Consider the following 24,863-nt stretch of genomic DNA (forward strand, 5'->3'; position numbering starts at 1 on the left):
GATGCGTCCGGCGCGAACCGGACGCGTTGGATTTCGCGCCGACGCACTCAGTCGACGATCATGCCGGCGACGCGCAAGGTGTCGCCGCCGGTCACGGCCAGTTGGTAGCTGCCGCAGGCGGGGCAGGGTTCGCCGCGGCGCGCGAGCGCCACGTCGTCGCCGCAGCGCAGGCACACCGCCTGGCCCGGCGGTTCGGCGATTTCGAGCCGCGCGCCGTGAGCGATCGTGTCGCGCAGCACGACGTCGAGCGCGAAACGCAGCGCGCCCACATCGACATTGGCCAGTTGCCCGATTTCCAGTTCGAGCGTGCGCACGCGCGTGGCGTGCTGGCGCGCGGCCTCGTGCTCGACGAGGTCCAGAATGCTGTGCGCGATGGCCATTTCATGCATACGGCTGGGCTCCTTGTAACGCTCCCGAATCGATGACGTGCGCCGCGCCGCGCTGCACGACGATCTCGTGCGCCACGCAGGGGTCGAGCAACAGCGCGAGACGGGCGGCGCGGCGTTGCGCGTCGTCCCAGCTACGCTGCGCGAGCGCCTGGCGCAGCAAGGCGGGCGCGCCGAAATTCCATTGCGTGGGCGGCACGATGCGCCACGCGGCGATCACGCCGTGCTCGACGCGCGCCACGTGCACGAGCAGGCCGCGTGCGCCGCGCGCCCAGCCGATGCCGAGCGCGCCCGCGCGCCAGCCGCCGGAGACGGGCGGTGCGTCGTCGCCGTGAGCGCAGTAGTGCGCGAGGCGTTGTAGCCGCGCGATCAGCAGGCCGGTTGCGAGATCGGGCATCCACGTGGGCGTGTCCCAGAGGTCGGCGTGCGGCGGCGCGTCGGCGTCGGCGGGTCTTGTCGACGATGAACCCGGCGCACACGGTATGCACGGCGCGCCCGCAAGCAGCGCGACGCCCGCGCGATCGACGTAATGCAGCACGCCCGCCGACGTCGCGATGCACGCGCGGTCGGCATCGTGCAGCAGCGTGTTGAGCCAGCGCGCCGGGACGCGCGTGCCGCGCGCGGCCCAGGCGCGTTGGCCGCGGCTATCGAGCGCGAGCCACTGCGCGGCTTGCATGCCGAACACGTGGTCGGCGCACCAGGCCGCAATGGCCGCGTGCGAGTCGAGCTGCGGCCAGAGCGCGAGCGTGCCGGGCGCCCATTGTTCGCCGAGTTCGCCGGGCAGATCGATGAGCCAGCGGCGCACCGTTTCGCGCGCGGCTTCGAGGCGCACGCGCGCATCGCGCCGGGCGTCGAGCGCGTGCAGCGGGCCCGGTTGCGCGGCCGCGAGCGCCCAGTGAGCCGCGGCGCAGTGCGCATGACGGCACAAGGCGAGCGCGGCGGGCACGAGCGCTTCCGCTTCGGCGACGCGCGCGCCGATCAGCAGGCGTTCGACAGGCAGCGGCTGCCATTCGGCGCTCACGTCGCGGACGCATTTGCTGTCGCCGCGCAGTGTCAGCGTGAGAACGTGGCTGCGGTTCATGGCCGGAGTCCGAACAAACGGCGGCGGCGCGGGTCGGCGGGCGGCGCGGGCGTGGCGACGGTAGCGGCGGTGGCATCGGCCGACGCTTCCGGCTCGAACAGCAGACGCAGCACTTCATGCGCGGTGGCGAGCGCGCTGGCCTGATCGGCGAATTGTTGGGCGGGCGAAAACAGCGAGCATTGCCGATACTCGCCGAGCGCATCGAGCCGCGCGGGCACGAACGCGAGCATCGCGCCGGGCAGCGTCACGTCGATGGCGTCCGCCGCGCGCCAGGCCGCGAACGGCGCGTCGTCCGTGGGCAGTTGCAGCAGATTGATGCCCCACGGTGTGACCAGCACGCCGATCCAGCTCGACTGCCAGAGGCGAAAGCCCACGGCCGCGACCGCAAGGCTCGGATTCAGATACGGCAGATCGCGCATGCGCGTGGCGGCGATCTGCGCGAACGCGGCTTCGACGCGGCGCGACGGATCGTGCGCGGGATCGGTGGCGGCGCGGCGAACGACGTCAGGCGCGTGCATCGTCGAGCACCATGAATTGCTCGCGCGCGCCGTCGCAGACGGGGCATTTCCAGTGCGCGGGCAGCGCCGCGAACGGCGTGCCGGGCGCGATGTCCCAGACCGGATCGCCGAGCGCGGGATCGTAGACCCACCAGCAGATCTTGCATTCGAGCCGGCTGGCGGGGCGCAGCGCGCCGTTGTCGCCGAGGTAGCTGCCTTCGAACATCAGTGCGACTCCAGCCATTGCACGATTTCGCGCAGATGCTGCAACGAATCGCGCAGATCGTCGGGCGCGGCGAGCACGACTTCGGGCAGGCGCGTGATCTCGACGGTGTCGAGCAGCACCTTGCTCGTGCCGTCGAAATATCGCACGCGCCAGACGTGGCGCAGCGCCGTGGCCATCACCATGCATTTGCCGTAGCCCGTCGAGAACAACCCGACGCGCCCTTCGCCGAGCATGCCTTCGAGCCACGCGAGATCGTCGGGGCTGACCGGCAGCAGACTGAAGTTGATGGTGTGCTGGCCCGCGCCGCCGGTTTGCACGGCGCGCGCGTGAATGGCGGCGATTTCGCTGGCGAGCGAGGGCGCGTTCATCAGCGTGGCTTCGCCGACGGGCGGAATGGCCGCGTGCGCCGCGCCGCGCGCCGACGCTTCGAACACGACGGACGGCGCGGGCGCGATCTCGACGTAATCGGCGATGCGCTCGCCTTGCGCGCCGAGCGTGATCACGCGCCAGACGCCCGCGTAGCGCGCTTCCTGGATCTGCACGGTCGCGCCGTCGTCGAGTGCGACGCGCGCCGAGACTTCGCCTTCGCCGAAGACCTGCGCGAGCAGGCGATGCGCGTCGGCGTCGAGCGCATCGAGCGGGAAGCGGATGGCTTTGTCCGGCGACGCCAGGCTTTCGAGCGCGTCGATCATGCCGTGCAGCAGATGCAATACGGCGGCGGCGCCAGGCTCGCCCGGCTCGGGGAACGCGGGCGCGCGCCAGGTCTCGACTTCGACGGGCAGCGGCAGACAGGACCAGGCTTCGTCGCCGGGTTGCTGCGGCTGCGAGCCGGGGCCGCTCACGAGCGGCAGGATGGGAATGAAATCGGCGCGGTTCATCGCGTGACTCCCTTGGTTTCCGTGACGCCTGTGGCGGCGCCCGAGGCGCACAGTCGCGCGAACGCCTGCACGTATTCGCGCCAGTCGCGCAGACCTTCGATCGTGCCGGCGAGCGCGCCGAAGTGGAGGAACACCAGCGCGGGCTGGCGCAGCACGCCGAAGCGGCGCGCGAGCGCGACGGCGGCGGGCGGGCAGGCGTAGGCGACCGTGAAGGCGTCGTCGCCGAATTGACGCAGCAGCTCGGGCAGGATCACGAGCAGGTCGGCGAATTCGGGGCGCTGCGCGGGATTGTCGAGCGGCAGCAGCACGAGTTGCGCGGCGCGCGCGGCCACGCCGTCGAGCGTGTGCTCGTCGACTTCCACGTAGCCGTGGCGCGCGAGGCGTTCGCGCAGCGTGTCGAGGGTCGGGCCGCCGGAAAGCGTTGCGAGCGTCATGATGGGGTATCCGAAGTGTCCGGTGAACCGGCGCGCGTGCGCAGATGCGCGGGCAGGGACGGCTCGCGGTTCGTGAGGTCGGCGAAAAAGCGGTCGAGGCCCGCTGCCGCCTGCGTGCTGTCGATCTCGCCGCGTGCGATGGCTTCGAGCGCGTCGAGCGCCGCGTCGATGTCGCGCGCGCGGTCGGCGTCGATCACCTCGCGCGCCGCGCCGAGGAAGGTGAGCACCCACGCGCCCGCGGGCAGCGGGCCGGTGAGCGCGAGATCGACGGCGCACGCGCCGTGACGCGTGACCGCCTGCGCGACGAGACCTTCGGCGCAGACGATGCGTGCGGGAATGCCCATGCACATCAGACGTTCTCCTGTGGGCGCCAGAAGCGCGTGTCGCCGTCGCGGTTCGCGAGGCGCTCGCTCGGGCGTCCGTTTTCGTAGGCCGCGAGCGCGAGGCTCGCCGCGTTCAGCGGCTCGGCGCCAGAAGGTGACGCGGAGGAAGCCGGCCGCGCGCGCGGCGCGGCCTGCCAGCGTTCGAGGAAACGACAGGCTTGCGCGATAGCCGGTTCGATCTGCGCTTTCACGGCGTCGCGCAGGCTGCCGCCGAAGTCGTCGAGTTCGACCGGCTGCACGCCGATCAGCACGATTTCCTGCGGATAGTTGCCCTTGAGCTGCGCGCAGGCGAGCACGTCGGCGAAACCCATCTGATGCAGGCTCATGCGGCGCGCCTGCAGGCAAACGGGTACCTCGTCGCCTTCGCGCACGTCGAGCGTGCCGGGCGCGAGACCGAAGTCGATCGCGTCGAACACGATCAGCTTGTGCGCCGACTCCACGAGCGGCAGCAGCGCGAGACCTTGCGTGCCGCCGTCGACGAGTTCGACGTTCGGCGCGCAGGCGTATTGCGCGTTGAGCGCCTCCACGGCGCGCACGCCGAAGCCTTCGTCGGCCCACAGCACGTTGCCGATGCCGAGCACGACGATGTGCGGCGGCGCTGCTTGAGGCGCGCTTTGCGGCACGTCTTGCGAATGAGAGATCGAGTCGCGCATGTCAGTTCTTGAACATGCGGAAGCCGCTGATCATCGTCGAGATCATGCTTTGCTTCGACATGATGTCTTCGCGAATCGCCGCATACACGTGGATCATCACGAACAGCACGATGCTCCACATGCCCAGACGGTGCCAGCTATGCAGCGCGAGACTGTTGCCGCCGACGAGCGAGATGACCCAGCCGAACGTGTGCGAGGCCCAGCTCGTCGTGCCGAGGCCTTCGCCATAGAGCGCGAAACCGCTCACGCACATCAGCACCGCGACGATGAAAAAGCCGCACATCGCGAGTTGACCGAGCGGGTTGTGGCCGACGTATTTCTTCGGATAGCGCGCGAGGAACAGATACCAGCGGAACTCGTAAAAAAGTTCGCGCCACCACTGCGGATCCCAGACCGGCACGAGAAATATCTCGCGCGAGAAGTGATTGCCGAAGAACGCCCAGCACACGCGGAACACGAGCCCCACGGCGAGCACGTAACCCGCCGTGAAGTGCGCGAAGCGCAGCCAGCCCATCATGAAATGCGCGCTCGCCTCGCCCGAGAGCGTGGGAAAAACCGGCTTGCCGATCAGAAAGCCCGTGCCGGTCAGCACGATCACCGCGAGCACGGTGAGCCAGTGCCACAGCCGCACGGGCGCCTGATAGACATAGACCGACGTGACGCGCTTGCCTTCGAATTCGGCGGGCGCGTTGCCGTCGAAACTGTAGGTCTTGAGTTGCTTTTGCCTGGACATTGCGACCTCGCTTGCGCGCCTCAGCGCACCTGAACGTTGACGAGTTCCTCGCCCGCCGGCCCGATCACATGCGTCGAGCAGGCGAGACACGGGTCGAAGCTGTGCAGCGTGCGCAGGATTTCGAGCGGCTCGTCGGGCTTCGCCATCTTCGTGTTCATGAGGCTGGCCTCGAACGCGCCGATCTGGCCTTGCTCGTCGCGCGGCGAGCCGTTCCATGTGGTCGGGACGATGCACTGGTAGTTGTCGATCTTCGTGTCGCGGATCTGGATCCAGTGACCGAGCGCGCCGCGCGGCGCCTCGGTGAAACCGACGCCCTTGACCTGCGCGGGCCACGACGCGGGCTCCCATTTGTCGACGTTCGCGGTGGCCGTGTCGCCGGCTTTGAGATTGCCGATCAGGCGGTCGAAGAAGTACTTCATCTTCGTGGCGGCCCAGTCGGCTTCGAGCGCGCGCGCCGCCGTGCGGCCGAGCGTGGAATTGAGCGCGGAAACCGGCGCGCCGAGCTTCGCGAGCAGCGCGTCCACCGGCTCGCGAATGTCCGCGCGATTCTGGTGATAACCGATCAGATAGCGCGCGAGCGGCCCCACCTCCATCGCGTGGCCGCGCCAGCGCGGCGCCTTGATCCACGAATACTTGCCCGATTCGTCGATCTGCTCGATCTTCGTGCGATGGCCCTTGGTCGCGCCACCCAGTTCGAAATGCGGCTCCGTCACGCCCTCGAACGGATGCAGGCCCTGCTTGCCGTCCGGATAGCGATACCACGAGTGCGCGACGAACTCCTGCACTTCCTCGGGGTTGTGCAGATCGACGGGCAGGATCTCGTTGAAGTTGCCGTTCACCACGGCGCCGCGCGGCACCAGCAGGTTCTTGTCGCCGTAGTCGTTGGCGTGGTCGGGGAAGTCGCCGTACGAGAGCACCGATTGCCCCGAAATGCCGCCGCCGATCGCGGCCCAATCCTTGTAGAACGAGGCGATGGCGACGACGTCGGGCAGATACACCTGCTGCACGAATTCGATCGTGCGGTCGATGATCTGCGAGACGAGATTCAGGCGCTCCATGTTGACCGCGCCGACCGCGCCCACGTCGTCGATATTGATCGCGCAGGGCACGCCGCCGACGAGCCAGTTCGGATGCGGATTCTTGCCGCCGAACACCGTATGCACCTTGACGATTTCCTTCTGGAAATCGAGCGCTTCGAGGTAATGTGCGACCGCCATCAGATTGGCTTCGGGCGGCAGCTTGTAGGCCGGATGGCCCCAGTAGCCGTTGCGGAACGGCCCGAGCTGGCCCGAATCGACGAAACGCTTCAGCCGCGATTGCAGATCGCGGAAGTAACCCGGCGAGGACAGCGGCCAGTCGGAAATGCTCTGCGCGAGTTCGGAGGTGCGCTTCGGGTCCGCGTTGAGCGCGCTCACCACGTCGACCCAGTCGAGCGCGTGCAGGTGATAGAAGTGCACGAGGTGGTCGTGCACCCACAGCGTGGCCTGCATGAGATTGCGGATGAGATTCGCATTCTCGGGAATCGCGATGCCGAGCGCGTTCTCCACCGCGCGCACCGACGTGAGCGCGTGCGTGCCCGTGCAGACGCCGCAGATGCGTTCGACGAAGGCCCACGCGTCGCGCGGATCGCGACCGCGCAGGATCACTTCGAGACCACGCCACATCGTGCCCGTGGAGACCGCGTTGGTGATGACGTTGTTGCTGTCGAGATTGACTTCGCAGCGCATGTGGCCTTCGATGCGCGTGACCGGGTCGACGATCACGCGGCGGCCGCTGTTGTCGAGCGTGAAGCCCTGGGTTGCGTAGCTCATTGCCGCGGCTCCTGATGGTTATTGTTGTCGTGGATCTCGTGCAGCGGCTTGAGGTCGTTGCGCTTGAGCACGGTGCTCTTGATCGCGCTGACGACCGCATGCGCGGCGATGGCCGCGCCCGCCACGCCGGCGACGCTCATGCCGATGCGGTCGGCGTTCTGCTCGATGCCGAACTGGTTGATGTCGACCACGCGGTCGTAGAAGGAACCCTTGTCCCAGAAGCCGTTTTCGGAGCAGCCGAGACAGCCGTGGCCCGACTGGATCGGGAACGACACGCCGTCGTTCCAGCGCACCGTCGAGCAGGCGTTGTAGGTGGTCGGGCCCTTGCAGCCCATCTTGTAGAGGCAGTAGCCCTTGCGCGCGCCTTCGTCGTCCCAGCTTTCGACGAATTGGCCCGCGTCGAAGTGCGGACGCCGGTAGCATTTGTCGTGGATGCGCTGGCCGTAGAACATCTTCGGGCGGCCCTGGCGGTCGAGCGGCGGCAGTCGGTCGAACGTGACCATGTAGGTGATCACGGCGGCCATCACTTCAGGAATGGGCGGGCAGCCCGGCACCTTGACGATGGGCTTGTCGAGGATCACGTCGGCGATCGGCGTGGCGCGCGTGGGATTGGGCTTCGCCGCCTGCACGCAGCCCCACGAGGCGCACGCGCCCCACGCGATGACGGCCTTGGCGTCGGCGCTCACGCGTTTGAGCTTTTCGACGAAGGGCTCGCCGCCGGGGAAGCAGAACATGCCGTCTTCGTTGAGCGGCGGATTGCCTTCCACGGCGACGATGTAGTTGCCCTTGTACTTCGTGCGGATGTCTTCGAGGATCGCCTCGGCCTGGTGGCCGGCGGCGGCCATGATCGTGTCGTCGTAGTCGAGCGAGATCATCGAGAGAATCGCGTCCTTCGCGAGCGGGTGTGCGCTGCGGATGAACGATTCGGTGCAGCACGTGCATTCGAGCCCGTGCAGCCAGATCACCGGCGTGCGCGGACGGGTTTCGAGCGCGTGTGCGATGCGCGGCACGAACGCCGAACCGAGACCGAGCGCGGTGGCCGTGAGACTGCAGAACTTCAGGAAGCTGCGCCGCGTCACACCCTGTGCGCGCATGGCGTCGTAGAACGTCTCCAAGATGGCCTCCTTGATGGACCGTGTGGGCTGCGAAAAAATGGAATGATCTGGCCTGGGTGGCCATCTTGTTTTGACCGGAGTCAATTCAGATTGGCTATCGGATAATTCCGATGCGTGAGGGCTTATTCAGCGGCACGCCGAGATGCGGGACTGTCAGAATTCGTCAGGAATGACCGGCCGGCGTGCGCGATGCGGGCGTGCCGGATCGGGCGCGAAAGCGCGCCATCGAGGCGAGCCAGCCAGCGGCGAACAAACCGGCCACGATGAACCCGCCGAGACCCAGCTGGTCGCCGAGCGTATCGGCGGCGCGCCAGACGCCCCCTTCGAGATGGAGACGCTGGCCGATCAGCGAGAGTGCTTCGATGCCGCCCACGACGACCGCCACGACGACCGAGAGCGCGGTCATCGACAGGTTGTAGCGCAGCTTGCGCAACGGGTCGTCGAGCGCCCAGCCGTAGGCGCCCAGCATGAGCAGGCTGTCGGTGGTGTCGGCGAGCGTCATGCCCGCGGTGAAAAGCGCGGGGAACACGAGGATCGCCCAGATCGGCAGGTCCTGCGTGGCGCTCGCGGCGGCGATGCCGAGCAGGCCGATCTCGCTCGCGGTGTCGAAACCCAGACCGAACAGGAAGCCGAGGAAATACATATGCCAGCCGCGCGTCACGAGCCGCATGAGCGGACGCAGCAGCCGCGCGATCAGACCGCGGCCCGCGAGCAGCACGTCGAGATCGGCTTCGCTCCAGGCCTCGCCGCGCCGTACGCGCCGGTAGGTGCGCAGGACCGAGCGCAGGATCAGCAGATTGAATAGCGCGATGGCGAACAGGAACGCCGCCGAAACGCAGGTGCCGATCAGCGCGCCGGTGTCGCGAAAGCGCTCCAGAGGACCTTGAAACGAGGCGGCCGTCGCGGCGATCGCCATGGTGGCGATGACAACGATCGTCGAGTGGCCGAGCGAGAACGCAAGGCCGACTTCGAGCGGACGCTGTCCGGCTTGCATGAGCTTGCGCGTGACGTTGTCGATGGCGGCGATGTGATCGGCGTCAAACGCGTGGCGCAGACCGAGCGACCAGGCCAGCAGGCTCGTGCCGAGCAGCGCGGGATGATCGCGGAAAACGCAGATGGCCCACAGCCACGCGCCCGTGTTCAGGGCCAGCAGGAAGGCGTAGAGGGCGGCGATCTTGTGGCGCAAAGGCGGCCGGGAGGCGGGCGTCATGAAGCGGTGCTCGGGCTGGTGCGGGGTGCCGGGCGCCTGGCGCGTTGGCGAATCGGCGCTCAGGCGAAATTGAGCGCGCACGGTAACAGCATCGAGTGATTGCGAGCGCGGGTTTTGCGTGATGGTTGATCGGGCGCAAGGGGGGCGATGCGCGCGGATTTTGGCGGGGTGCCGGAGGATGATGAGCGGACAGTGTGAGCGGATGGATTCGCCGGCGTGTGCGGTGCTCGCCGAAAGTCTGGCGCGAACTTCGCCGCCGCTTCGCAGCCCCTGCGCAGCACCCCAAAGTTTTCCACAGTTTTCGTTGATAGCCCTGTGAGTAACCTTGGGGTGAGTGCGCCAACTTGCTGATGAATAAGCGTTTTCCCCCGCGATGCCCCGTTTTGGCACACCCCGCCGTGTGCCGCAAAAACAGGCACCATCTTGTCCACAGAAATTGTTGGCAGCCCTGTGGACAAGCTGTCTGCATCTCTGCCAGGCCGTTGATCTGGCAGCGATTCCTCGCAACGGACACTCAGTAAGCCACCTCAGCAGCTCCATTCATGTGCTGACCTAAGTCACATCCCGGGTGACTACTTTTTAGCTTTGACACTTGCTGACGCATTCCTGAGCGAAGTTCCGCTAGATTCCCTCGATTGGCCTTCCGCCGCGAAGCGCACACGCATTCAAACCTTGGAGTTCCCCGCAGTGATCCGCATGTCCCACCTGATCCGCACGCTGTGCGTGACCGCATTCGCTTCCGTGGCTGTCAGCACCGTGCTGCCCACGCTCACCCACGCGGCCGGCGAATCCGGCGCGACGTCGCAGTCGGCGGCGCTGCCGGCCGGCGCGGTCGCCGTCGTCAACGGCGTGGCCATTCCTCAGTCCGCGCTCGACGACACCGTCCGCAAGGTCACCGCCAACGGCGCACCCGACGCGCCGCAACTGCGCGCAGCGCTGCGCGACGGTCTGATCGCCCGCGAACTGCTGCGTCAGCAAGCCGTCCACGACCACTTCGACAAGCGCCCGGAAGTCGCCCAGGCGCCCGAGGCCGAGAAGACCGACATGGCGATCCGCGCGTGGCTCGAAGCGAACGTGCGCGCCGCCGATCCGACCGAGCGCCAGATCAAGGCGCGGTACACCACCGTGAACGCCGAACTCGGCCAGTACGAGTTCAAGCCGCAACTGATCGTCGTTGCCGATCAGGCCGCAGCGCAAAACGCGATCGCGCAATTGAAGGCAGGGCAGACGTTCGACGCCGTGGCGAAGCAGGTCAGCCTGGCGCCGTCGAAGGCGAACGGCGGCCAGATGCCGTGGGTGAGCTTCAAGACGCCCGTGGTCGACGGCAAGACGCGCGGCGTGCCGACGGACGTCGCGCAAGCCCTCGCGCAGTTGCAGGTGGGCGGCGTCGCGCCGCAGCCGGTCAAGTCGGACGACGCGTGGGTCGTCGTCAAGCTGCAGGACAAGCGTCCGATGAAGGTGCAGAGCTACGCCGAAGTGAAGGACGAAATCCGTCGTCAACTGAAGGCCGAAGCGCTGGACGCCGCTGTGAACCAGCGCGTGCAGTCGCTCGCGAGCCGCGCGACCATCGTGCGTTAAAACCTTTGCGCGAAGCCGCGTGCTTTGCGGCCATATTCGCGGCCAACTTCGCATGCCGAATTTCGTATTCCAAAATTCGCAGTCGATAAAAAAAGCCGGACGGCGCGCCATGCGCCGTCCGGCTTTTTCGTTGCGGCCCGCGCGCCGAAGCGCACCAACTTTTGCCTAGCCGCGCACCTTGAACACGCTCACGAGTTCCGCGAGCGTCGCGGCCTGTTCGGACAAAGCGGCGGCGGCGCGCTCGGCGTCGCCGACCAGCACGGCATTTTGCTGCGTGGCCTCGCCGATCTGCGAGACCGCGATGTTCACCTGCTCGATGCCGCCCGACTGTTCGCGCGAGGCTACGCTGATCTCGGCGATGATCGAGCGCACCTCTTCCACGCGCGTGACGATCGCGCGCATCGTCGTGCTCGCTTCGCCCGCGATACGGTAGCCGGTATCGACGGTCGAGGTCGATTCGGTGATCAGTTCCGCGATCTCCTTGGCCGCTGCCGCGCTGCGCTGCGCGAGCGCGCGCACCTCGCTCGCCACCACGGCGAAGCCCTTGCCGTGCTCGCCCGCGCGCGCCGCTTCCACGGCGGCGTTGAGCGCGAGGATGTTGGTCTGGAACGCGATGCCGTCGATCACGCTCGTGATGTCGCCGATCTTCTGCGAGGCGCGGCTGATGTCCTGCATCGTCGCCACCACGCGTTCGACGGCGCGGCCGCCTTCGAGCGCGGCCTCGGCGGCGCCCGTCACCACGGTGTTGGCGCGTTGTGCGTGGTCGGCGTTCTGCTGCACGGTCGAGGTGATCTCTTCCATGCTCGCGGCCGTTTCTTCGAGGCTGCTCGCCTGACTCGCGATCCGTTCGGCGATCTCGCCGCTGCCCTGGGCGATGCGCGAGGTGCCGTCGCTCATTTGCGCGCTCGCGCTGCGCACCTGCGAGACGATCTGCGCGAGCCCCACGCCGATGCCGTCGATCGCGCGCGTGAGGCGGCCGATTTCGTCAGCGCCCTGGTTCTGCGCGTCGTCGAGCGAGGGGGATGATACGGATGATGCTTGCATCGACTGCGCGCCGCGCGGATCGAGCGACGCGCCGATGCGCACCGTGAGGTCGCCCGCCGCGAGCCGGCCGGCGGCGTGCGCGGCGGCGTCGAGCGGCTGGCTCACCATGCGGCGCGCGGCGTAGATCGAAAGCGCGGCGAACAGCACCACGAGCACGAAGCCGATCGCGGCGAAGCGGTTACGCGTGGCGTTCACTTCGGCCATGATCTCGTCGCGCGGCACCACGCCGCCCACGAGCCATTGCCATTGCGGCGCGCTCACGAACGAGACCAGTTTCGCGCGTGAGTCGCGCTCGCCGAGCGAGGCGTCCGCGCCCGTGAACTCGAAGGTGCCTTCGCCGGCTTCGAGCATGCGCGTGTAGGGCGCGTTGGCGTCGTCGTAATGCTTGCCCGCGTCGGCCGGATGGACGATGAAATTGCCGCGCGTGGCGCCGTTCGACGCATCCAGCACGAAGTAATAGCCGGTCTGGCCGAGCTTGAGCTTGCCGATTTCCGACTTGATCGCGTCGATCTGCTTGTCGACGTCCACGCCCACGAACAGCGCGCCGATCACCTTGCCGCCGGCGTCCGTGATCGGCCGGTATTCGGTGATGTATTGCTTGCCGAACAGTTGCGCGAGGCCCGCGTAGCTGCGTCCGCCGACGATCGGCTCGTAAGCCGGACCCTTGCGGTCGAGCAGCGTGCCGATCGCGCGCGAGCCGTCCTGCTTCTTGAGCGAGGTCGTCACGCGCACGAAGTCGTCGCCGCTGCGCGCGAACACGGTCGCGATGGCGCCGCTGCGTGCGAGGAATTGATCGGGGATCGAGAAGTCGAGATTCAGCACGTGGTCGCCGACCTTGAAGGTCGGCGTGGCCTTGCCGTTGATGTCGACGGTCTGCGCGGGATCGAGCGCGAACTCGCCGGGCAGGAAGCTCGCGAAGAGCGACATCGAGCGGTCGACTTCGGCGTCGAGTGCGCTGTCGATGAGGGCGATCGTCGAGGCGACCGAATGGTCTTTCTCGGCGATGCGCGCGCGCACCTGGTCGCCGACCTGGTTGGCGGCGCTGTTCGTGAGCGCCCATGTGAAGGCCGCGAAGATCGCGGCGACGAGCACGCACGAAAGTAGCGCGAGCCGCACGCCGACGCTCGTGCGTCGCTGGACGGATGGAATCATTGAAGCGGTTCCTGAAAAGAATAATGCGGAGGGACCGGGCGCTTTCGAAGCGCTGGCAAACGATTTACGGCCAGCTTCGTGAATCCTTGAGGGGTACGCGAAAAAATGTGCGGCGATGCAACGAAACGCGCGGCACAGACAAGAAAATCCGCGATACATCGCGATTTTTGCGTTATATCTTCAGATGAATAGCGCTCGCGGCGCGCGTGCGTACGATGCATCAACCGCAATAATTGCGCGTTAGCCACGCGTTAGCAGCATGCACTCAATACTTCGCACACGAAAATAATGCATTCCGATCCGCGCAATAGATGGGAATGCATGGCGCAACAAAAAAGCGCGCGACGGCGGTGACCGTCGCGCGCGCAGTTTGAACAATGTGTTTGAAAAAGGATCGTGCGCTGAGGCGGGCGCTTTAGCGTTTGTCGCGCCAGGTGCGCAGCAGCAGCGCATTGGTCACGACGCTCACGCTGGAGAACGCCATCGCCGCGCCTGCGAGCATCGGATTGAGCAGCCCGAAAGCGGCGAGCGGAATCCCGATCAGGTTGTAGACGAAGGCCCAGAACAGGTTCTGCTGGATCTTGCGCCACGTGCGCCGCGAGATGTCGATCGCGGCGGCGACGAGCGCCGGGTCGCCGCGCATCAGCGTGATGCCGGCGGCGTTCATCGCCACGTCGGTGCCGGTGGCCATGGCGATGCCGATGTCGGCGGCGGCCAGCGCGGGCGCATCGTTGATGCCGTCGCCGACCATCGCGACGATCGCGCCGCTGCGAATCTTGAGGTCGCGGATCGTGCGCGCCTTGTCGTCGGGCAGGACCTGCGCGTGGACTTCGTCGATGCCCAGTTCGGCGGCCACGGCATGAGCGCTGCCCGCGTTGTCGCCGGTCACGAGCACGCTGCGGATGCCCATCGACTTCAGACGCGCGATGGCGTCGCGCGCGGTCGGCTTCACGGTGTCGCCGAATGCGAGCAGGGCGAGCACGGTGTCGGGTTTTGCGTTGGTTTTCGCGTTTGGCTCTGCGCCGGACTGCGTCCCGATCAACCACGAAATCGTGTTGCCTTCGGCTTCCAGCGCCGTGGCGCGCGCCGCGAGCGCGGACGGCACGTCGAGCGCGAGTTCCGCGACCCAGCGCGCGCTGCCGATGGCGAGCTGCCAGCCTTCGACCTGCGCCTGCACGCCGCGTCCGGGCACCGCGCGCGCGTCGGCGGCGGCGGGCAGCGGCGCGCCCTGCGAGGCGTCGTCGTAGGCCTTCACCACGGCCTTCGCAAGCGGATGATCGCTGTGCTGCTGCACGGCGGCGGCGAGCGCGAGCGTCTTGTTGCGCACGAAGCCGCCGGCGGGCTCGAACGCCGTCAGCGAGGGCTGACCGAGCGTGAGCGTGCCGGTCTTGTCGAAGGCGACCACGCCGACGTTGTGCGCCGTTTCGAGCGCTTCAGCGTCCTTGATCAGCACGCCGTGACGCGCGGCCACGCCGGTGCCCGCCATGATCGCGGCGGGCGTGGCGAGCCCGAGCGCGCACGGACAGGCGATCACCAGCACGGCGACCGCGTTGAGAATCGCGGTTTCGGCGGACGCGCCCGCGAGCAGCCAGCCGCCCAGCGTGATCGCGGCGATCACGAGGATCGCGGGCACGAACACGGCGCTTACGCGGTCGACGAGACGCTGGATCGGCGCCTTTTCCGCCTGCGCGCTTTCAACGAGACGGATGATGCGCGCGAGCGTGGTTTCCGCGCCGATTTTCGTCGTGCGCACCGCGATCAGCCCTTCGCCGTTGATCGAACCGGCGGTGACGGGCTCGCCGGGCTCCTTCGGCACCGGCAGGCTTTCGCCGGTGATCAGCGATTCGTCGACATGACTGCGGCCCTCGAGCACGACGCCGTCGGTCGGCAGGCGCTCGCCCGGCCGCACGACCACGATCGCGCCCACGCGCACCTGCGCGAGCGGTACGTCGCGCTCCGCGCCGTTCTCGCGCAGACGCGCGCGTTCGGGGCGCAGCGCGTTGAGGGCGCGGATCGCGTCGGTGGTCTGGCGCTTGGCGCGCGCTTCGAGCCACTTGCCGAAGCGCACCAGCGTGATCACGACCGCCGAGGCTTCGAAATAGAGATGCGCGGTGTCGCCCGGATGCGCGAGCATCGCGTAGACGCTGACGCCCCACGCGGCCGAAGTGCCGAGCGCGACCAGCAGATCCATGTTGCCCGCGCCCGCGCGCACGGCCTTCCAGGCGGCGCGATAGAAGCGCGCGCCAAAGCCGAACTGGACGATCGACGCGAGCACGAGCTGGGCGGCGGCGGGCAGCATCCAGTGCAGGCCGAGCCAGTGGCCGAACATCGGCACGACGAGCGGGGCGGTGAGCACGGCGGCGATCAGCACGGCGCGCAGTTCGCGGCGCGCGGCGTCTTCGGCGGCCGCGGCGCGTGACGGCGCGCCGCCGTGGGCGGCCGAATCCGTGGCGGCGTGAGCCGCGGACCCGGCGGGCGCGTCCTTGACGATCGGCGTGGCCTCGTAGCCGGCCTTTTTCACGACGGCGACGAGTTGATCGCTCATCTGGCCCGAAAGCGGCCCGTTCAGCGTGACGGCGGCTTCCTCGGTCGCCAGATTCACGCTGACGCTCGCCACGCCCGGCACTTTCGCCAACACTTTCTCGACGCGGTTCGAACAGGCGGCGCAGGTCATGCCGCCGATGGCGAAATGCGCGATTGCCGGGGAATCGGCGCCGTTATCGGCCGATGCGAGATTTTCGTCGACAATAGGCGCGGCTTCGTAGCCGGCTTTTTCGACGGCGGCCACGAGGCGATCGACGAAGGCCGAGGCGGCAACCTGAGCGCCTTCGGCGTCGGCATTGGCTTCGACGGTGGCTTTTTCCGTCGCGAGATTCACCGACGCGCGTGTGACGCCCGGCACTTTCGCGAGCGCTTTTTCCACGCGCATCGCGCACGAGGCGCAGGTCATGCCGTGAATTTCAAGCTCGGCGACGCGGCTGGCGGCGGCGCTGTCGGCAACGAGAGGTTCGTTCATGATGTTGGGGCGCGAACGTGAACGCGCGCAATGACGATTCGACTTCACGCAGTATCTACGTTCCCATGATGGGAAGGTCAAGGGCTCTTTCGATCCCCCTCACGCCGGGTAAAGCAGATTTACTTCCGTCAGACTTTTCACGGCAAGGCGCGGGCGATACGATACCACCCGGCGGCATTGGCACCTTGCTGCGCGCACGAGACCACGGCCCTGGGGGGGCCGCGCGCCGCGTCGGAAGCCGGTCGACGTCACTTCATGGACCGCCCCTGCTTCGCACCTATATAGAAATGAAAAGAAAACGCCGAGAGTTTCCCTTTTTCCGCACCTGCGCCGCGCTGGCGGGGATTGCGCTGATTGCCGGTTGCGCGTCCGCGCCCGCGGGCGTCGCGCCCAGGAGCAATGGCTGGGTCAAGGACGAGGTGTCGGATTCCTACGTGTTCGGCTATCCGCTCGTGCTGATGGACGTCTCGCGTGAAGCCGCCACCGGCAGCGCGCCCGGCCAGGCCGAGACGAACACGCTGCGCCACGCGCAATCGCTGCCGCCCGTCGGCGCCTCCAGCCCGCCCGAGCCGAATCTCGACACGCTGGCCTCGTCCGGCTGGTTCGACGTGAGCCGCGAGCCGGTCATCGTCGCGCTGCCCGACACCCACGGCCGCTATATGGACGCCCGTGCGCTCGACATGTGGACCAATGTGGTCTGGTCGACGGCCGCGCCGCCGAAGGAACGCGTTGCCGGTCAGAAGGCGCAAACGATTGCGTTCGTGCCGGCCGGCTGGCAAGGCACGCTGCCCGCGCGCGTGAAGCGCATCGAAGTGAGCACGCGCTACGTCTGGTTCCTCGCGCGCATCCAGACGCGCGGCGGCGGCGATATCGCGGCGGTGCGCCGCCTGCAACGCGGCATCCGCGTCGCGCCGCTGTCGGCCTGGGACGAACACGGCAAGCGCGGCGCGCAAGCCGATGCGTCCTCGGGCGCGGGCCTGAGCGGCGACCCTGTCGCCACGGGCGCGCCGGGCGCGCAGGTCGCGGCGCTCGACGCCAACGGCTTCTTCACGCGTCTCGCGCAGGCGATCGACGACAACCCGTCGATGCCGGACGATCCGCACGCGATCAAGATTCTCGGTGACATCGGCGTGCACGCGGGCGAGACGGCGCAACTGCCGTCCGGTTCGAAGGACGCCGCGCTCGTCGCGGCCGGTTTCGAGGACGGCCGCGCGCGCGTCGCCACGCCGCCCGCGAATCTGCTGGCGGGCAACGGCTGGCTCTGGATCGGCGACGACGCGGGCAACTACGGCCCCGACTACGCGCTGCGCGCCTACGCGGCCTACACCTCGCCGGGTCTGCCGACGAGCCTCGACGAAGTGCGCGCGCGCGTCGCCCAGGACAGCGACGGCCACACGCTCAACGGCGCGAACCGCTACGTGATCCACTTCACCGCGAAGCAACTGCCGCCGGTGCGCGGCTTCTGGTCGATCACGGCCTACACGACCGACGGCGCGCTCGACAGCGACGGCCCGGTGCGCGTCGCGTTCGGCGACCGCAACGGCGCGCGCCGCAACCGCGACGGCTCGCTCGACGTGCACGTGAGCGCCGAGCGTCCGCGCGGCGGCGCCAACTGGGTGCCGGTGCCGAAGGGCGATTTCCGCCTCGTGCTGCGTCTGTACGCACCGAAACCGCAAGCCACCGACGGCTCGTGGCAACCGCCCGCGGTCGAGCGTCAGTGACATCGACGCGTCGATGAAACGCGCATAGAGCGGCGGCGCCATCCTCCCCGGATGTGCGCCGCTGTTTTTTTGTCGGAGCGGATGCCGTGCGCCTGACGGACATGCGCCGCCACCGCGCGCGCCGACGCCAGCAAACCGCTCACCACGCGGGTCGCCGCGCGCGCGGATGTGCCGCCGCGTCATCGCGCGCCGGCTGCGAAGCCCATGACGCCGGGCGTTTTACTGCCGCGCAAAACGGCATCGGGCCTATACTTCCGGCTGTCGGACTTTTCCGACAAAACGCCCCAGTCTTTCACTCTGCGACAACGTACTGTCGCGTCATTGGCCAGCAAGCATGGCAAGCATCAACAAAGCATCGCTGACGACTTCCCTGCAATCGGTACGCGCCGTCGCGCGCGCGCCCCGCACACGACGCATCCTCACGGGCGTCCTGATCTTCCTCGTGGTGTTCGGCCTGCTCGGTTTCTTCGCCGCGCCGCCGCTGATCCGCCACATCGCCGAACAGCAGTTGAGCAAGCAGCTCGACCGCCCCGTCACGATCGGCCGCATCGGGCTCAATCCGTACACGCTGCGGCTCGAAGCCGATCGCGTGCATATCGGCGAGCGCGGCGGCCAGGGCGACTTCTTCGACGTCGAACGGCTCGTGGTGAAGCCGTCGTGGTCGTCGCTGTTCCGCCTCGCGCCGATCGTCGACGAAGTGCGGCTCGACTCGCCGCGCGCGACCATCGTGCGGCTCGACGCGCAGCGCTTCAACTTCTCCGATCTGATCGACAAGTTCTCGAAGCCGTCCGACAAGCCGAGCAGCAAGCCCGCCGAGTTCTCCGTCTCGAATATCCGCGTGGAGAACGGCCAGATCACGTTCGACGACCGCCTGCTCAACGAGAAGCACGTGATCGACCGCTGGACGCTGGGCATTCCGTTCATCGCCACGCTGCCTTCCAAGACCGATATCTTCGTGCAGCCGATGCTGCGCGCGCGCATCGACGGCGCGAGCACGCTCGCCATTGACGGCAAGACCAAGCCGTTCGCCGTTTCGCGCGAGTCGGAAGTCGAACTGCATCTCGCCGATCTTGACGTGCCGAAGCTGCTCACGTACGCGCCGTCGAAGCTGCCGGTCACGCTCAAGAGCGGCAAGCTCTCGACCAATCTGAAGCTCGATTTCGTGATGTCGGGCGAAAAGCCCACGCTGCGCGTCTCGGGCACGACGGACCTGAACGACATCGATGCCAGCGACAACGCGGGCGCGCCGCTACTCAACGCGCGCAGCCTGCACGTGGCGGCGAATTCGCTCGAACCGTTCAGCAACAGCTATCGCTTCGACCAGATCAAGATCGATGCGCCAACGGTCTGGGTCGCGCGCGACAAGGCCGGCGTGCTGAGCTTCGAAAAGCTCGCCAACGCGCCTGCCGCGAAGGCCGAAGCTGCCGCCGCCGCGAGCGGCGCGTCGGCGGGCGTCGCGGCGATGCCGCCGGTTGCGGCGTCGGCGTCGGCGTCGTCGGCGTCCGGCGCACAGGCTACCGCGAGCACTCCGGCCGCGCCCGCCGAAAAAGCGCCGCCGCTCGACCTCTCGATTCGCCAGTTCGCACTCACGGGCGGCACGGTGCATGTGCACGACGAGGCCGCCGCGCGGCCCGTGCAACTGGACCTGAACAACCTCACGGCGACGCTTGCCAACTTCTCGTCGACGGCGAAGCAGCCCGCCGCCTACACGCTCGCGTTCGCCGCGCCCGAAGGCGGCACGGCGCAGGTCTCGGGCAACTTCGGCATGGCCGCGCAAAGCGCCGACGCGAAGATCGCGCTCAACGCGCTCGCGCTGCCGGCGCTGCAGCCTTATATCGACAACGTCACGGCCGCGCAGATCGTCGACGGCAAGCTGAGCCTCGATGCGCTCGTCAACGCGAACTGGGCGAAGCAGCCCGCCGCCGTGACGGTCGGCGCGAGCACGCTGACGCTCGACGCCCTGAAGGTCGCCGCGCGCGGCGCGAAGGCGCCCGCGCTCGCGCTCGCGAAGGGCACCGTGCAGCTGACCCAGGTCGATCTGGCGGCGCGCACGGCGCAGGTCGCCTCGGTGGACACCACGGGTCTGGCCGTCAACGCCGAGCGCCTGAAGAACGGCAAGATCGATCTGATGGAGCTGGCGGCCACGCATGAAGCCGCGCCGCAGCGCACGGCGATTCACGCGGCGCAGAAGTCGGTGCAGGAAGGCCCGACGTGGCGCTTCAAGATCGACGCGGTGAGCGTGAACGACGGCTCGGTCAACTTCACCGACAGCACCACGCCGCGCCCCGTGAAGCTCTCGATCGCGCCGCTCGACCTCAAGGTCCAGCAGATCAGCGACGACATGAAACACGCGCTGCCGATCGAGTTGAAGGCGACCGTCAACAAGAAGGGCACGCTCGCGCTCGACGGCAACGTGAATCCCACGCCGCTGAAAGCGCAGTTGAAGATCGACGCGAACCGGCTCGATGCCGCCGCGTTCGAGCCGTATTTCGGCAACCAGCTGAACGCGGTGATCGCGAGCGCGCTGCTCAACATGAAGGGGCAGTTGTCGGTCGAGCAGGGCAAGGCGATGCGGGCGAACTATCGCGGCGACGCGGCGCTCGTGGACGTGCGCATGCTCGACAAGGCGACCTCGGACCCGTTCGCGGGCTGGCGCTCGCTCGCGCTCACGAACCTCAAGGCGAATTACGACGAGGCGCGCGGCACCGACGTCGACGCGAGCCGCGTGACCTTCGCGGGCTTCTACGGGCGCGTCCTGCTCGACTCGCAGGGCAAGCTGAACCTCAAGGACGTGGTGGCGCACGAGAGCGGTCAGGCGCAGTCGCTCACGCGCGACACCGGCGCCGCGCAGCGCGGCGGCCGCGAGCCGGTGCCGCTCACGCCGCAGGCCGCAAGCGAACCCGCAGCCGCGCCGGTGCAGACGGCGTCGGCGCCTGCCGCCGCGTCGGGCGCGGGCGCGACCGTGACGGCCGCGCAGCCGCCGAAGAATCCGGTGCGCCTGCACTTCGGCCAGCTCGTGCTGCAAAACGGCCGCGTGAACTACACCGACAACTTCATCAAGCCGAACTACACCGCCGACCTCGTGCAGATCCAGGGGACCGTGGGCGCGTTCGGCACCGAGTCGACCACGCCCGCGCCCGTCGATGTCTCGGCGAAGCTCGCGGCCAACGGTCCGATCACGATCAAGGGTACGGTGAATCCGCTGATCGCCAAGCCGTCGCTCGATCTCACCGCGAGCGCGCACGACATCGAACTGACCAATCTCACGCCGTACTCCGCGAAGTACGCGGGCTATCCGATCACGAAGGGCAAGCTCAACGTCGACCTGCACTATCAGCTCGCCGACGATCAGCTCACGGCGAACAACCACATCTTCATCGACCAGTTGACGTTCGGCGATCACGTCGACAACGACACGGCGACGAAGCTGCCGGTGCGCCTCGCGATCTCGCTGCTGAAGAACCGTCGCGGCGAAATCGACGTGAACATTCCGGTGTCGGGTTCGCTCTCGAATCCGGAGTTCAGCATTGGCGGGCTGATCTGGAAAGCGGTGCTGAACCTGATCGCAAAGGCCGTGACCGCGCCGTTCTCGCTGCTCGCGAATGCGTTCGGCGGCAGCGGCGAAGAACTCGGTTATGTGGAATTCGCGCCGGGCACGGCGACGCTCACCGACGCCGATACGAAGAAGCTCGACACCATCGCCAAGGCGCTCGACGACAAGCCGTCGATCAAGATCGATCTGATCGGCCGCGTCGATCCGGCCGTGGATACGCCTGCGCTGCGCGAGCAATACGTGGATCGTCTCGTGCGTCAGCAGAAGGTGAAGGACACCGTGGGCAACGGCGAAAGCGTGGACACCTCGGCAGTGAAGGTCGATCCGAAGGAGTACAACAAGTATCTCGAGAAGGCCTATAAGTCGGGCGACTTCAAGAAGCCGCGCAACATGATCGGCCTGACCAAGAGCTTGCCCGAGGACGACATGAAGCAGGCGCTCGCCGAACACGCGCCCGTGGACGACGCGACGCTGCGCGATCTGGCGCAGCGGCGCGCGCAGGCGGTGCAGCAGTATTTCGAGGGCAAGGTGGATCCGAGCCGCGTGTTCGTGGTGGCGCCCAAGCTCGATGCCAAGGGTATCGACGACAAGGGCGCGACGACGCGGGTGGATTTCGGCCTGAAGTAAGCGGCTGACGATGCAAAAAAGGCGCGCCCTTGTGAGGCGCGCTTTTTTATTCCTGTGCGTGCAATGGGCCGGGTTTGCGCCATTGCAGCAATACACCACGTCACTGCATTTCGAACCTTCACGGGCTTCCCGCCACCTTGCCGCGAATGCGTCCCAACACTCGCTCAAATTCGAACCACGGCCATTCGATCGAATCGAGCGAACTCTTGATGCACACGCCCAGTTCCGTATCGCCTTCCATCACGAGACGGCGGCTGAAAAAAAGCGTATCGGCATCTTCTTTACGGCGCATGAGCGCGAAAAAATCGCGCGCAACGGCGCTAATGACGAGATCGGGTTGCCCGGACGAGCGCAACGCATGAAAGGCGTTCGCCCGAAACATGAAATCGAGCACGAGGCCCGCATCTTTCACGTCGATGCGCAGCGCGCGCCCCTCGATCGACGATTTCAGATCGCCGGGAAGATGGGGGCGAAGTGCGAGATTCAGCGCTCTGGCGAACAGTATCGTGCCGGGATACGCGGGTAACAGCGACAGCATGCGCTTGACGGGCGACGGAATGCGATGAAACAGTTCATTCATTTCAGGTCCTCTGCACGGCATCCATTCAGGATCGAACGAATTCGAAGCCGGGTTTCGAATGCCAATAGCCATTGCACGGCGCGGCGGGCATCAAGGGGAGCATGTGCGCCAAGGCATCCGCGGATTCGGACGGCTCGCGAATGACGCGGTGAAAGAGCGACACAAGTTCTTCGGTGTGATGTTGCTGCGGACTGATGCGCACGATATCGACGCCCATGTTTTTCATCGTGCCGATTTCGTCGATCAGCGTGTAGATATGCGCGGTCTGCGTGGAGATGCCGTTGAGCACGAAAAGCGGCTGCAATTCGCGCGTTTCCAGCAGCATGCCGTCGGCATAGTCTTTGCACACATACTGGCAATTGTCTTTGGGGAAATTGCGGTTGCGTGCGCTGAAACAGCGTGCGGAATACGCCAGCGGCAAACGTCCATAAGCCAGCACCTCGGTTTGCATGCCGGCCGGTCGCGCATGCTGCAACGCGCGCAAATCGAACTGATGCATTTCGTGCGGCGCCACCCAGCGTTTTGCACCTGCCTCCGCGAAGATGTCGAGTGTCGGCGGATTGAAAATATTCAGCGATGCGCCTGCAACGAAGGGCTTTCCTCGCGTACGCTGCACGGCGCCCACGTCGTTGGCCTCGACGCCGTAGCGGCCGTTATCCGCGATGTCCGCAAGCACGCGCATGTCCTTGCCGGATTCCAGCAAGGTTTGCGTGCTCAGTACGACTTCCTTGCCCGCATCGGTTAAGCGTGCGGCAACGTCCATCCAGTCCGAAAACCGCATTTCGTGGCGGCGCGAACACACCACTTCGCCGAGGTAGACGATATCGACCGGCAGGGTCGCCACGCGCTCGTAGAACGCGAGCAATGTCGTGCGCGGCCAATAATATTGAACGGGTCCAAGCGAGATCTTCAAGATTGACGCTCCGTGCGATGCGCGTGGCAATGACTCATTTCCAGGGGCGATGCAGTGCGCCCAAAGTCTGCTGATGTCCTTCGGAAAGCCGCGAAAGATCCGTCTGCCAGTCGGGTTGAACGCGAAAGCGCAGCGGGTCGCGCAAACACTGGTCGATCGCTTCGCGCCAGACACGCGTGACTTGTTCGACATACGCCGAACTGCGTTGCCGTCCTTCTATTTTCACCGCGCGTACGCCCATCTCGATCAGCTTCGGCAGCAGTTCGAGCGTGTTCAGGCTGGTCGGTTCTTCGATCGCGTAATACGCTTCGCCTTCGACCACGAAACGTCCTTTGCACAGCGTCGGATAGCCGCTCTTTTCATTGACGTCGTAGCGGTCGATCAGCAGACCGTTGAGCCGCGATTCGAGTCCCCCCGCCGTCTGCAACCAGCGCACGGCTTTCGCGGGCGAACACACGCCGTTCAGATTCGGCGATTCGCCGGTCACATACGACGACAGCGCACAACGGCCTTCCGCCATCACGCACAGACTGCCGAAACCGAATACTTCGATTTCGACCGGCGTTTCGCCGATCAACTGCTCGACTTGCGACAGCGACAGCACGCGCGGCAAAACCGCGCGCGCAATGCCGAATTGCTCGTGATAGAAGTTGACCGCCTGATGATTGGTCGCCGATCCCTGCACCGATAAATGCAATCGCAACCCCGGGTGATGTCGCGAGGCGTAACGCATGAGACCGGGGTCGGCGAGAATCACGGCATCGACGCCGAGATCCGCGGCGGCATCCACGGCGCTGTGCCAGTTCGCGATCGAGTCCGGTTGCGGATAGGTGTTGAGCGCGAGAAAGACCTTGCGCTTGAGCGCATGCGCGTAGCGAATGCCGGTTTCTATCGCTTCGCGCGTGAAATTCAGCCCGGAAAAGTTGCGTGCGTTTGTCGCATCACGAAAGCCGAGATAGACACAGTCGGCGCCATTGTCGACCGCGATCTTCAGTGCGGGAAGATTGCCGGCGGGGCAGACCAGTTCGATCGGCGACGGGTCCGGTTGAGCGTCTTTGGGGAAATGCATTTTCGACTTCACTCAAGGCAAAAGCAGGCGTGAATTCAGTGCGGTGCGTCACGTCGCCACTTGATTTCCAGTGGCAACGAGCGGCGCCGCGTAATCGACGAATGCTTTTATGGAGTTGGGTTGAAAATGAATATAGGCAACTACGGCACGAAGGGAAATTACCGTTTTGATATCGATGAAAAGACAAAACGGTATAGATATAC

At 66.7% G+C, this 24,863-nt stretch carries 20 protein-coding genes; 3 read left to right on the plus strand and 17 right to left on the minus strand.

Annotated elements, in window-relative coordinates; genetic code table 11:
• Positions 1-47 precede the first annotated feature (47 nt).
• The 12 genes from hypA to G5S35_RS21850 form a co-directional block, all read right to left on the minus strand.
• Positions 48-389 carry a hydrogenase maturation nickel metallochaperone HypA gene (gene hypA, locus G5S35_RS21800; RefSeq protein ID WP_183038999.1) on the minus strand — a complete coding sequence of 114 codons (342 nt, stop codon included), beginning with the start codon at positions 387-389 and terminating at the stop codon, positions 48-50.
• Positions 382-1,467 (minus strand): HupK protein, encoded by a 1,086-nt coding sequence (locus G5S35_RS21805; RefSeq protein ID WP_183039000.1) that lies wholly within the window; start codon positions 1,465-1,467, stop codon positions 382-384. The genes hypA and G5S35_RS21805 overlap by 8 nt, the downstream gene beginning before the upstream one ends.
• On the minus strand, positions 1,464-1,985 hold the full coding sequence (gene hybE / locus G5S35_RS21810; RefSeq protein WP_237181396.1) for a [NiFe]-hydrogenase assembly chaperone HybE: 522 nt from the start codon (positions 1,983-1,985) through the stop codon (positions 1,464-1,466). Before hybE ends, G5S35_RS21805 begins: the two co-directional genes overlap by 4 nt.
• Positions 1,972-2,208, minus strand: coding sequence for a rubredoxin (locus G5S35_RS39530; protein WP_237181397.1), 237 nt, complete (start codon positions 2,206-2,208; stop codon positions 1,972-1,974). The genes hybE and G5S35_RS39530 overlap by 14 nt, the downstream gene beginning before the upstream one ends.
• Positions 2,190-3,068 (minus strand): hydrogenase expression/formation protein, encoded by an 879-nt coding sequence (locus G5S35_RS21815; RefSeq protein WP_065065319.1) that lies wholly within the window; start codon positions 3,066-3,068, stop codon positions 2,190-2,192. Before G5S35_RS21815 ends, G5S35_RS39530 begins: the two co-directional genes overlap by 19 nt.
• Complete coding sequence (locus G5S35_RS21820) at positions 3,065-3,502, minus strand: thioredoxin domain-containing protein (protein ID WP_065065320.1); 438 nt, start codon at positions 3,500-3,502, stop codon at positions 3,065-3,067. Before G5S35_RS21820 ends, G5S35_RS21815 begins: the two co-directional genes overlap by 4 nt.
• Positions 3,499-3,852: a HypC/HybG/HupF family hydrogenase formation chaperone gene (locus G5S35_RS21825; RefSeq protein WP_124260429.1), complete on the minus strand. Its 354-nt coding sequence runs from the start codon at positions 3,850-3,852 to the stop codon at positions 3,499-3,501. The genes G5S35_RS21820 and G5S35_RS21825 overlap by 4 nt, the downstream gene beginning before the upstream one ends.
• Entirely contained in the window at positions 3,852-4,538 is a 687-nt protein-coding gene (locus tag G5S35_RS21830) for a HyaD/HybD family hydrogenase maturation endopeptidase (RefSeq protein WP_065065322.1), read from the minus strand. The genes G5S35_RS21825 and G5S35_RS21830 overlap by 1 nt, the downstream gene beginning before the upstream one ends.
• 1 nt (position 4,539) lies before the next feature.
• On the minus strand, positions 4,540-5,271 hold the full coding sequence (gene cybH, locus G5S35_RS21835) for a Ni/Fe-hydrogenase, b-type cytochrome subunit (protein WP_065065323.1): 732 nt from the start codon (positions 5,269-5,271) through the stop codon (positions 4,540-4,542).
• Positions 5,272-5,291: 20 nt separating this feature from the next.
• The gene (locus G5S35_RS21840) at positions 5,292-7,082 is read right to left on the minus strand and encodes a nickel-dependent hydrogenase large subunit (protein WP_065065324.1); all 1,791 of its coding nucleotides are present in this window, start codon (positions 7,080-7,082) and stop codon (positions 5,292-5,294) included.
• Positions 7,079-8,197: a hydrogenase small subunit gene (locus tag G5S35_RS21845; protein ID WP_110325681.1), complete on the minus strand. Its 1,119-nt coding sequence runs from the start codon at positions 8,195-8,197 to the stop codon at positions 7,079-7,081. Before G5S35_RS21845 ends, G5S35_RS21840 begins: the two co-directional genes overlap by 4 nt.
• Before the next feature lie 163 nt (positions 8,198-8,360).
• A complete protein-coding gene (locus G5S35_RS21850) occupies positions 8,361-9,407 on the minus strand; it encodes a HoxN/HupN/NixA family nickel/cobalt transporter (protein ID WP_065065356.1) in 1,047 nt (348 codons plus the stop codon).
• Positions 9,408-10,103: 696 nt separating this feature from the next.
• Here G5S35_RS21850 and G5S35_RS21855 point away from each other — a divergent pair.
• Positions 10,104-10,985, plus strand: a complete 882-nt coding sequence (locus tag G5S35_RS21855) for a peptidylprolyl isomerase (protein ID WP_110325679.1) — start codon at positions 10,104-10,106, stop codon at positions 10,983-10,985.
• A 165-nt stretch (positions 10,986-11,150) separates the two neighbouring features.
• Here G5S35_RS21855 and G5S35_RS21860 read toward each other — a convergent pair whose 3' ends face one another.
• Together G5S35_RS21860 and G5S35_RS21865 are read right to left on the minus strand one after the other, a co-directional pair.
• Positions 11,151-13,181: a methyl-accepting chemotaxis protein gene (locus G5S35_RS21860; RefSeq protein WP_074980975.1), complete on the minus strand. Its 2,031-nt coding sequence runs from the start codon at positions 13,179-13,181 to the stop codon at positions 11,151-11,153.
• Between the two features lie 415 nt (positions 13,182-13,596).
• Entirely contained in the window at positions 13,597-16,197 is a 2,601-nt protein-coding gene (locus G5S35_RS21865) for a heavy metal translocating P-type ATPase (RefSeq protein WP_074980973.1), read from the minus strand.
• Positions 16,198-16,484: 287 nt separating this feature from the next.
• Between G5S35_RS21865 and G5S35_RS21870 the strand changes: the two genes are divergently transcribed.
• The gene (locus G5S35_RS21870) at positions 16,485-17,918 is read left to right on the plus strand and encodes a DUF1254 domain-containing protein (protein ID WP_065065328.1); all 1,434 of its coding nucleotides are present in this window, start codon (positions 16,485-16,487) and stop codon (positions 17,916-17,918) included.
• Between the two features lie 334 nt (positions 17,919-18,252).
• Positions 18,253-22,098, plus strand: a complete 3,846-nt coding sequence (locus G5S35_RS21875) for a DUF748 domain-containing protein (protein WP_183039001.1) — start codon at positions 18,253-18,255, stop codon at positions 22,096-22,098.
• 118 nt (positions 22,099-22,216) lie between these two features.
• Here G5S35_RS21875 and ubiT read toward each other — a convergent pair whose 3' ends face one another.
• The 3 genes from ubiT to ubiU are packed head-to-tail and all read right to left on the minus strand — an operon-like array spanning position 22,217 to position 24,660.
• Positions 22,217-22,678, minus strand: coding sequence for a ubiquinone anaerobic biosynthesis accessory factor UbiT (gene ubiT / locus G5S35_RS21880; protein WP_065065330.1), 462 nt, complete (start codon positions 22,676-22,678; stop codon positions 22,217-22,219).
• A 25-nt stretch (positions 22,679-22,703) separates the two neighbouring features.
• Positions 22,704-23,591, minus strand: coding sequence for a ubiquinone anaerobic biosynthesis protein UbiV (ubiV, locus tag G5S35_RS21885; protein WP_065065331.1), 888 nt, complete (start codon positions 23,589-23,591; stop codon positions 22,704-22,706).
• Between the two features lie 34 nt (positions 23,592-23,625).
• Positions 23,626-24,660: a ubiquinone anaerobic biosynthesis protein UbiU gene (gene ubiU / locus G5S35_RS21890; RefSeq protein WP_183039002.1), complete on the minus strand. Its 1,035-nt coding sequence runs from the start codon at positions 24,658-24,660 to the stop codon at positions 23,626-23,628.
• Positions 24,661-24,863: the final 203 nt, after the last annotated feature.

The organism is Paraburkholderia tropica (assembly GCF_014171495.1).
Lineage (GTDB): Bacteria > Pseudomonadota > Gammaproteobacteria > Burkholderiales > Burkholderiaceae > Paraburkholderia > Paraburkholderia tropica.

Excerpts from the sequence above, each read along its gene's own strand:
- G5S35_RS21840 (WP_065065324.1), bottom strand. The coding sequence starts at position 7,082 with ATGAGCTACGCAACCCAGGGCTTCACGCTCGACAACAGCGGCCGCCGC.
- G5S35_RS21830 (WP_065065322.1), bottom strand. The coding sequence starts at position 4,538 with ATGCGCGACTCGATCTCTCATTCGCAAGACGTGCCGCAAAGCGCGCCT.
- G5S35_RS21875 (WP_183039001.1), top strand. The coding sequence starts at position 18,253 with ATGGCAAGCATCAACAAAGCATCGCTGACGACTTCCCTGCAATCGGTA.
- ubiU (WP_183039002.1), bottom strand. The coding sequence starts at position 24,660 with ATGCATTTCCCCAAAGACGCTCAACCGGACCCGTCGCCGATCGAACTG.
- G5S35_RS21850 (WP_065065356.1), bottom strand. The coding sequence starts at position 9,407 with ATGACGCCCGCCTCCCGGCCGCCTTTGCGCCACAAGATCGCCGCCCTC.
- cybH (WP_065065323.1), bottom strand. The coding sequence starts at position 5,271 with ATGTCCAGGCAAAAGCAACTCAAGACCTACAGTTTCGACGGCAACGCG.
- G5S35_RS21820 (WP_065065320.1), bottom strand. The coding sequence starts at position 3,502 with ATGACGCTCGCAACGCTTTCCGGCGGCCCGACCCTCGACACGCTGCGC.
- hypA (WP_183038999.1), bottom strand. The coding sequence starts at position 389 with ATGCATGAAATGGCCATCGCGCACAGCATTCTGGACCTCGTCGAGCAC.
- G5S35_RS21855 (WP_110325679.1), top strand. The coding sequence starts at position 10,104 with ATGTCCCACCTGATCCGCACGCTGTGCGTGACCGCATTCGCTTCCGTG.
- hybE (WP_237181396.1), bottom strand. The coding sequence starts at position 1,985 with ATGCACGCGCCTGACGTCGTTCGCCGCGCCGCCACCGATCCCGCGCAC.
- G5S35_RS39530 (WP_237181397.1), bottom strand. The coding sequence starts at position 2,208 with ATGGCTGGAGTCGCACTGATGTTCGAAGGCAGCTACCTCGGCGACAAC.
- G5S35_RS21870 (WP_065065328.1), top strand. The coding sequence starts at position 16,485 with ATGAAAAGAAAACGCCGAGAGTTTCCCTTTTTCCGCACCTGCGCCGCG.
- G5S35_RS21825 (WP_124260429.1), bottom strand. The coding sequence starts at position 3,852 with ATGTGCATGGGCATTCCCGCACGCATCGTCTGCGCCGAAGGTCTCGTC.
- G5S35_RS21860 (WP_074980975.1), bottom strand. The coding sequence starts at position 13,181 with ATGATTCCATCCGTCCAGCGACGCACGAGCGTCGGCGTGCGGCTCGCG.
- G5S35_RS21805 (WP_183039000.1), bottom strand. The coding sequence starts at position 1,467 with ATGAACCGCAGCCACGTTCTCACGCTGACACTGCGCGGCGACAGCAAA.
- G5S35_RS21865 (WP_074980973.1), bottom strand. The coding sequence starts at position 16,197 with ATGAACGAACCTCTCGTTGCCGACAGCGCCGCCGCCAGCCGCGTCGCC.
- G5S35_RS21815 (WP_065065319.1), bottom strand. The coding sequence starts at position 3,068 with ATGAACCGCGCCGATTTCATTCCCATCCTGCCGCTCGTGAGCGGCCCC.
- ubiT (WP_065065330.1), bottom strand. The coding sequence starts at position 22,678 with ATGAATGAACTGTTTCATCGCATTCCGTCGCCCGTCAAGCGCATGCTG.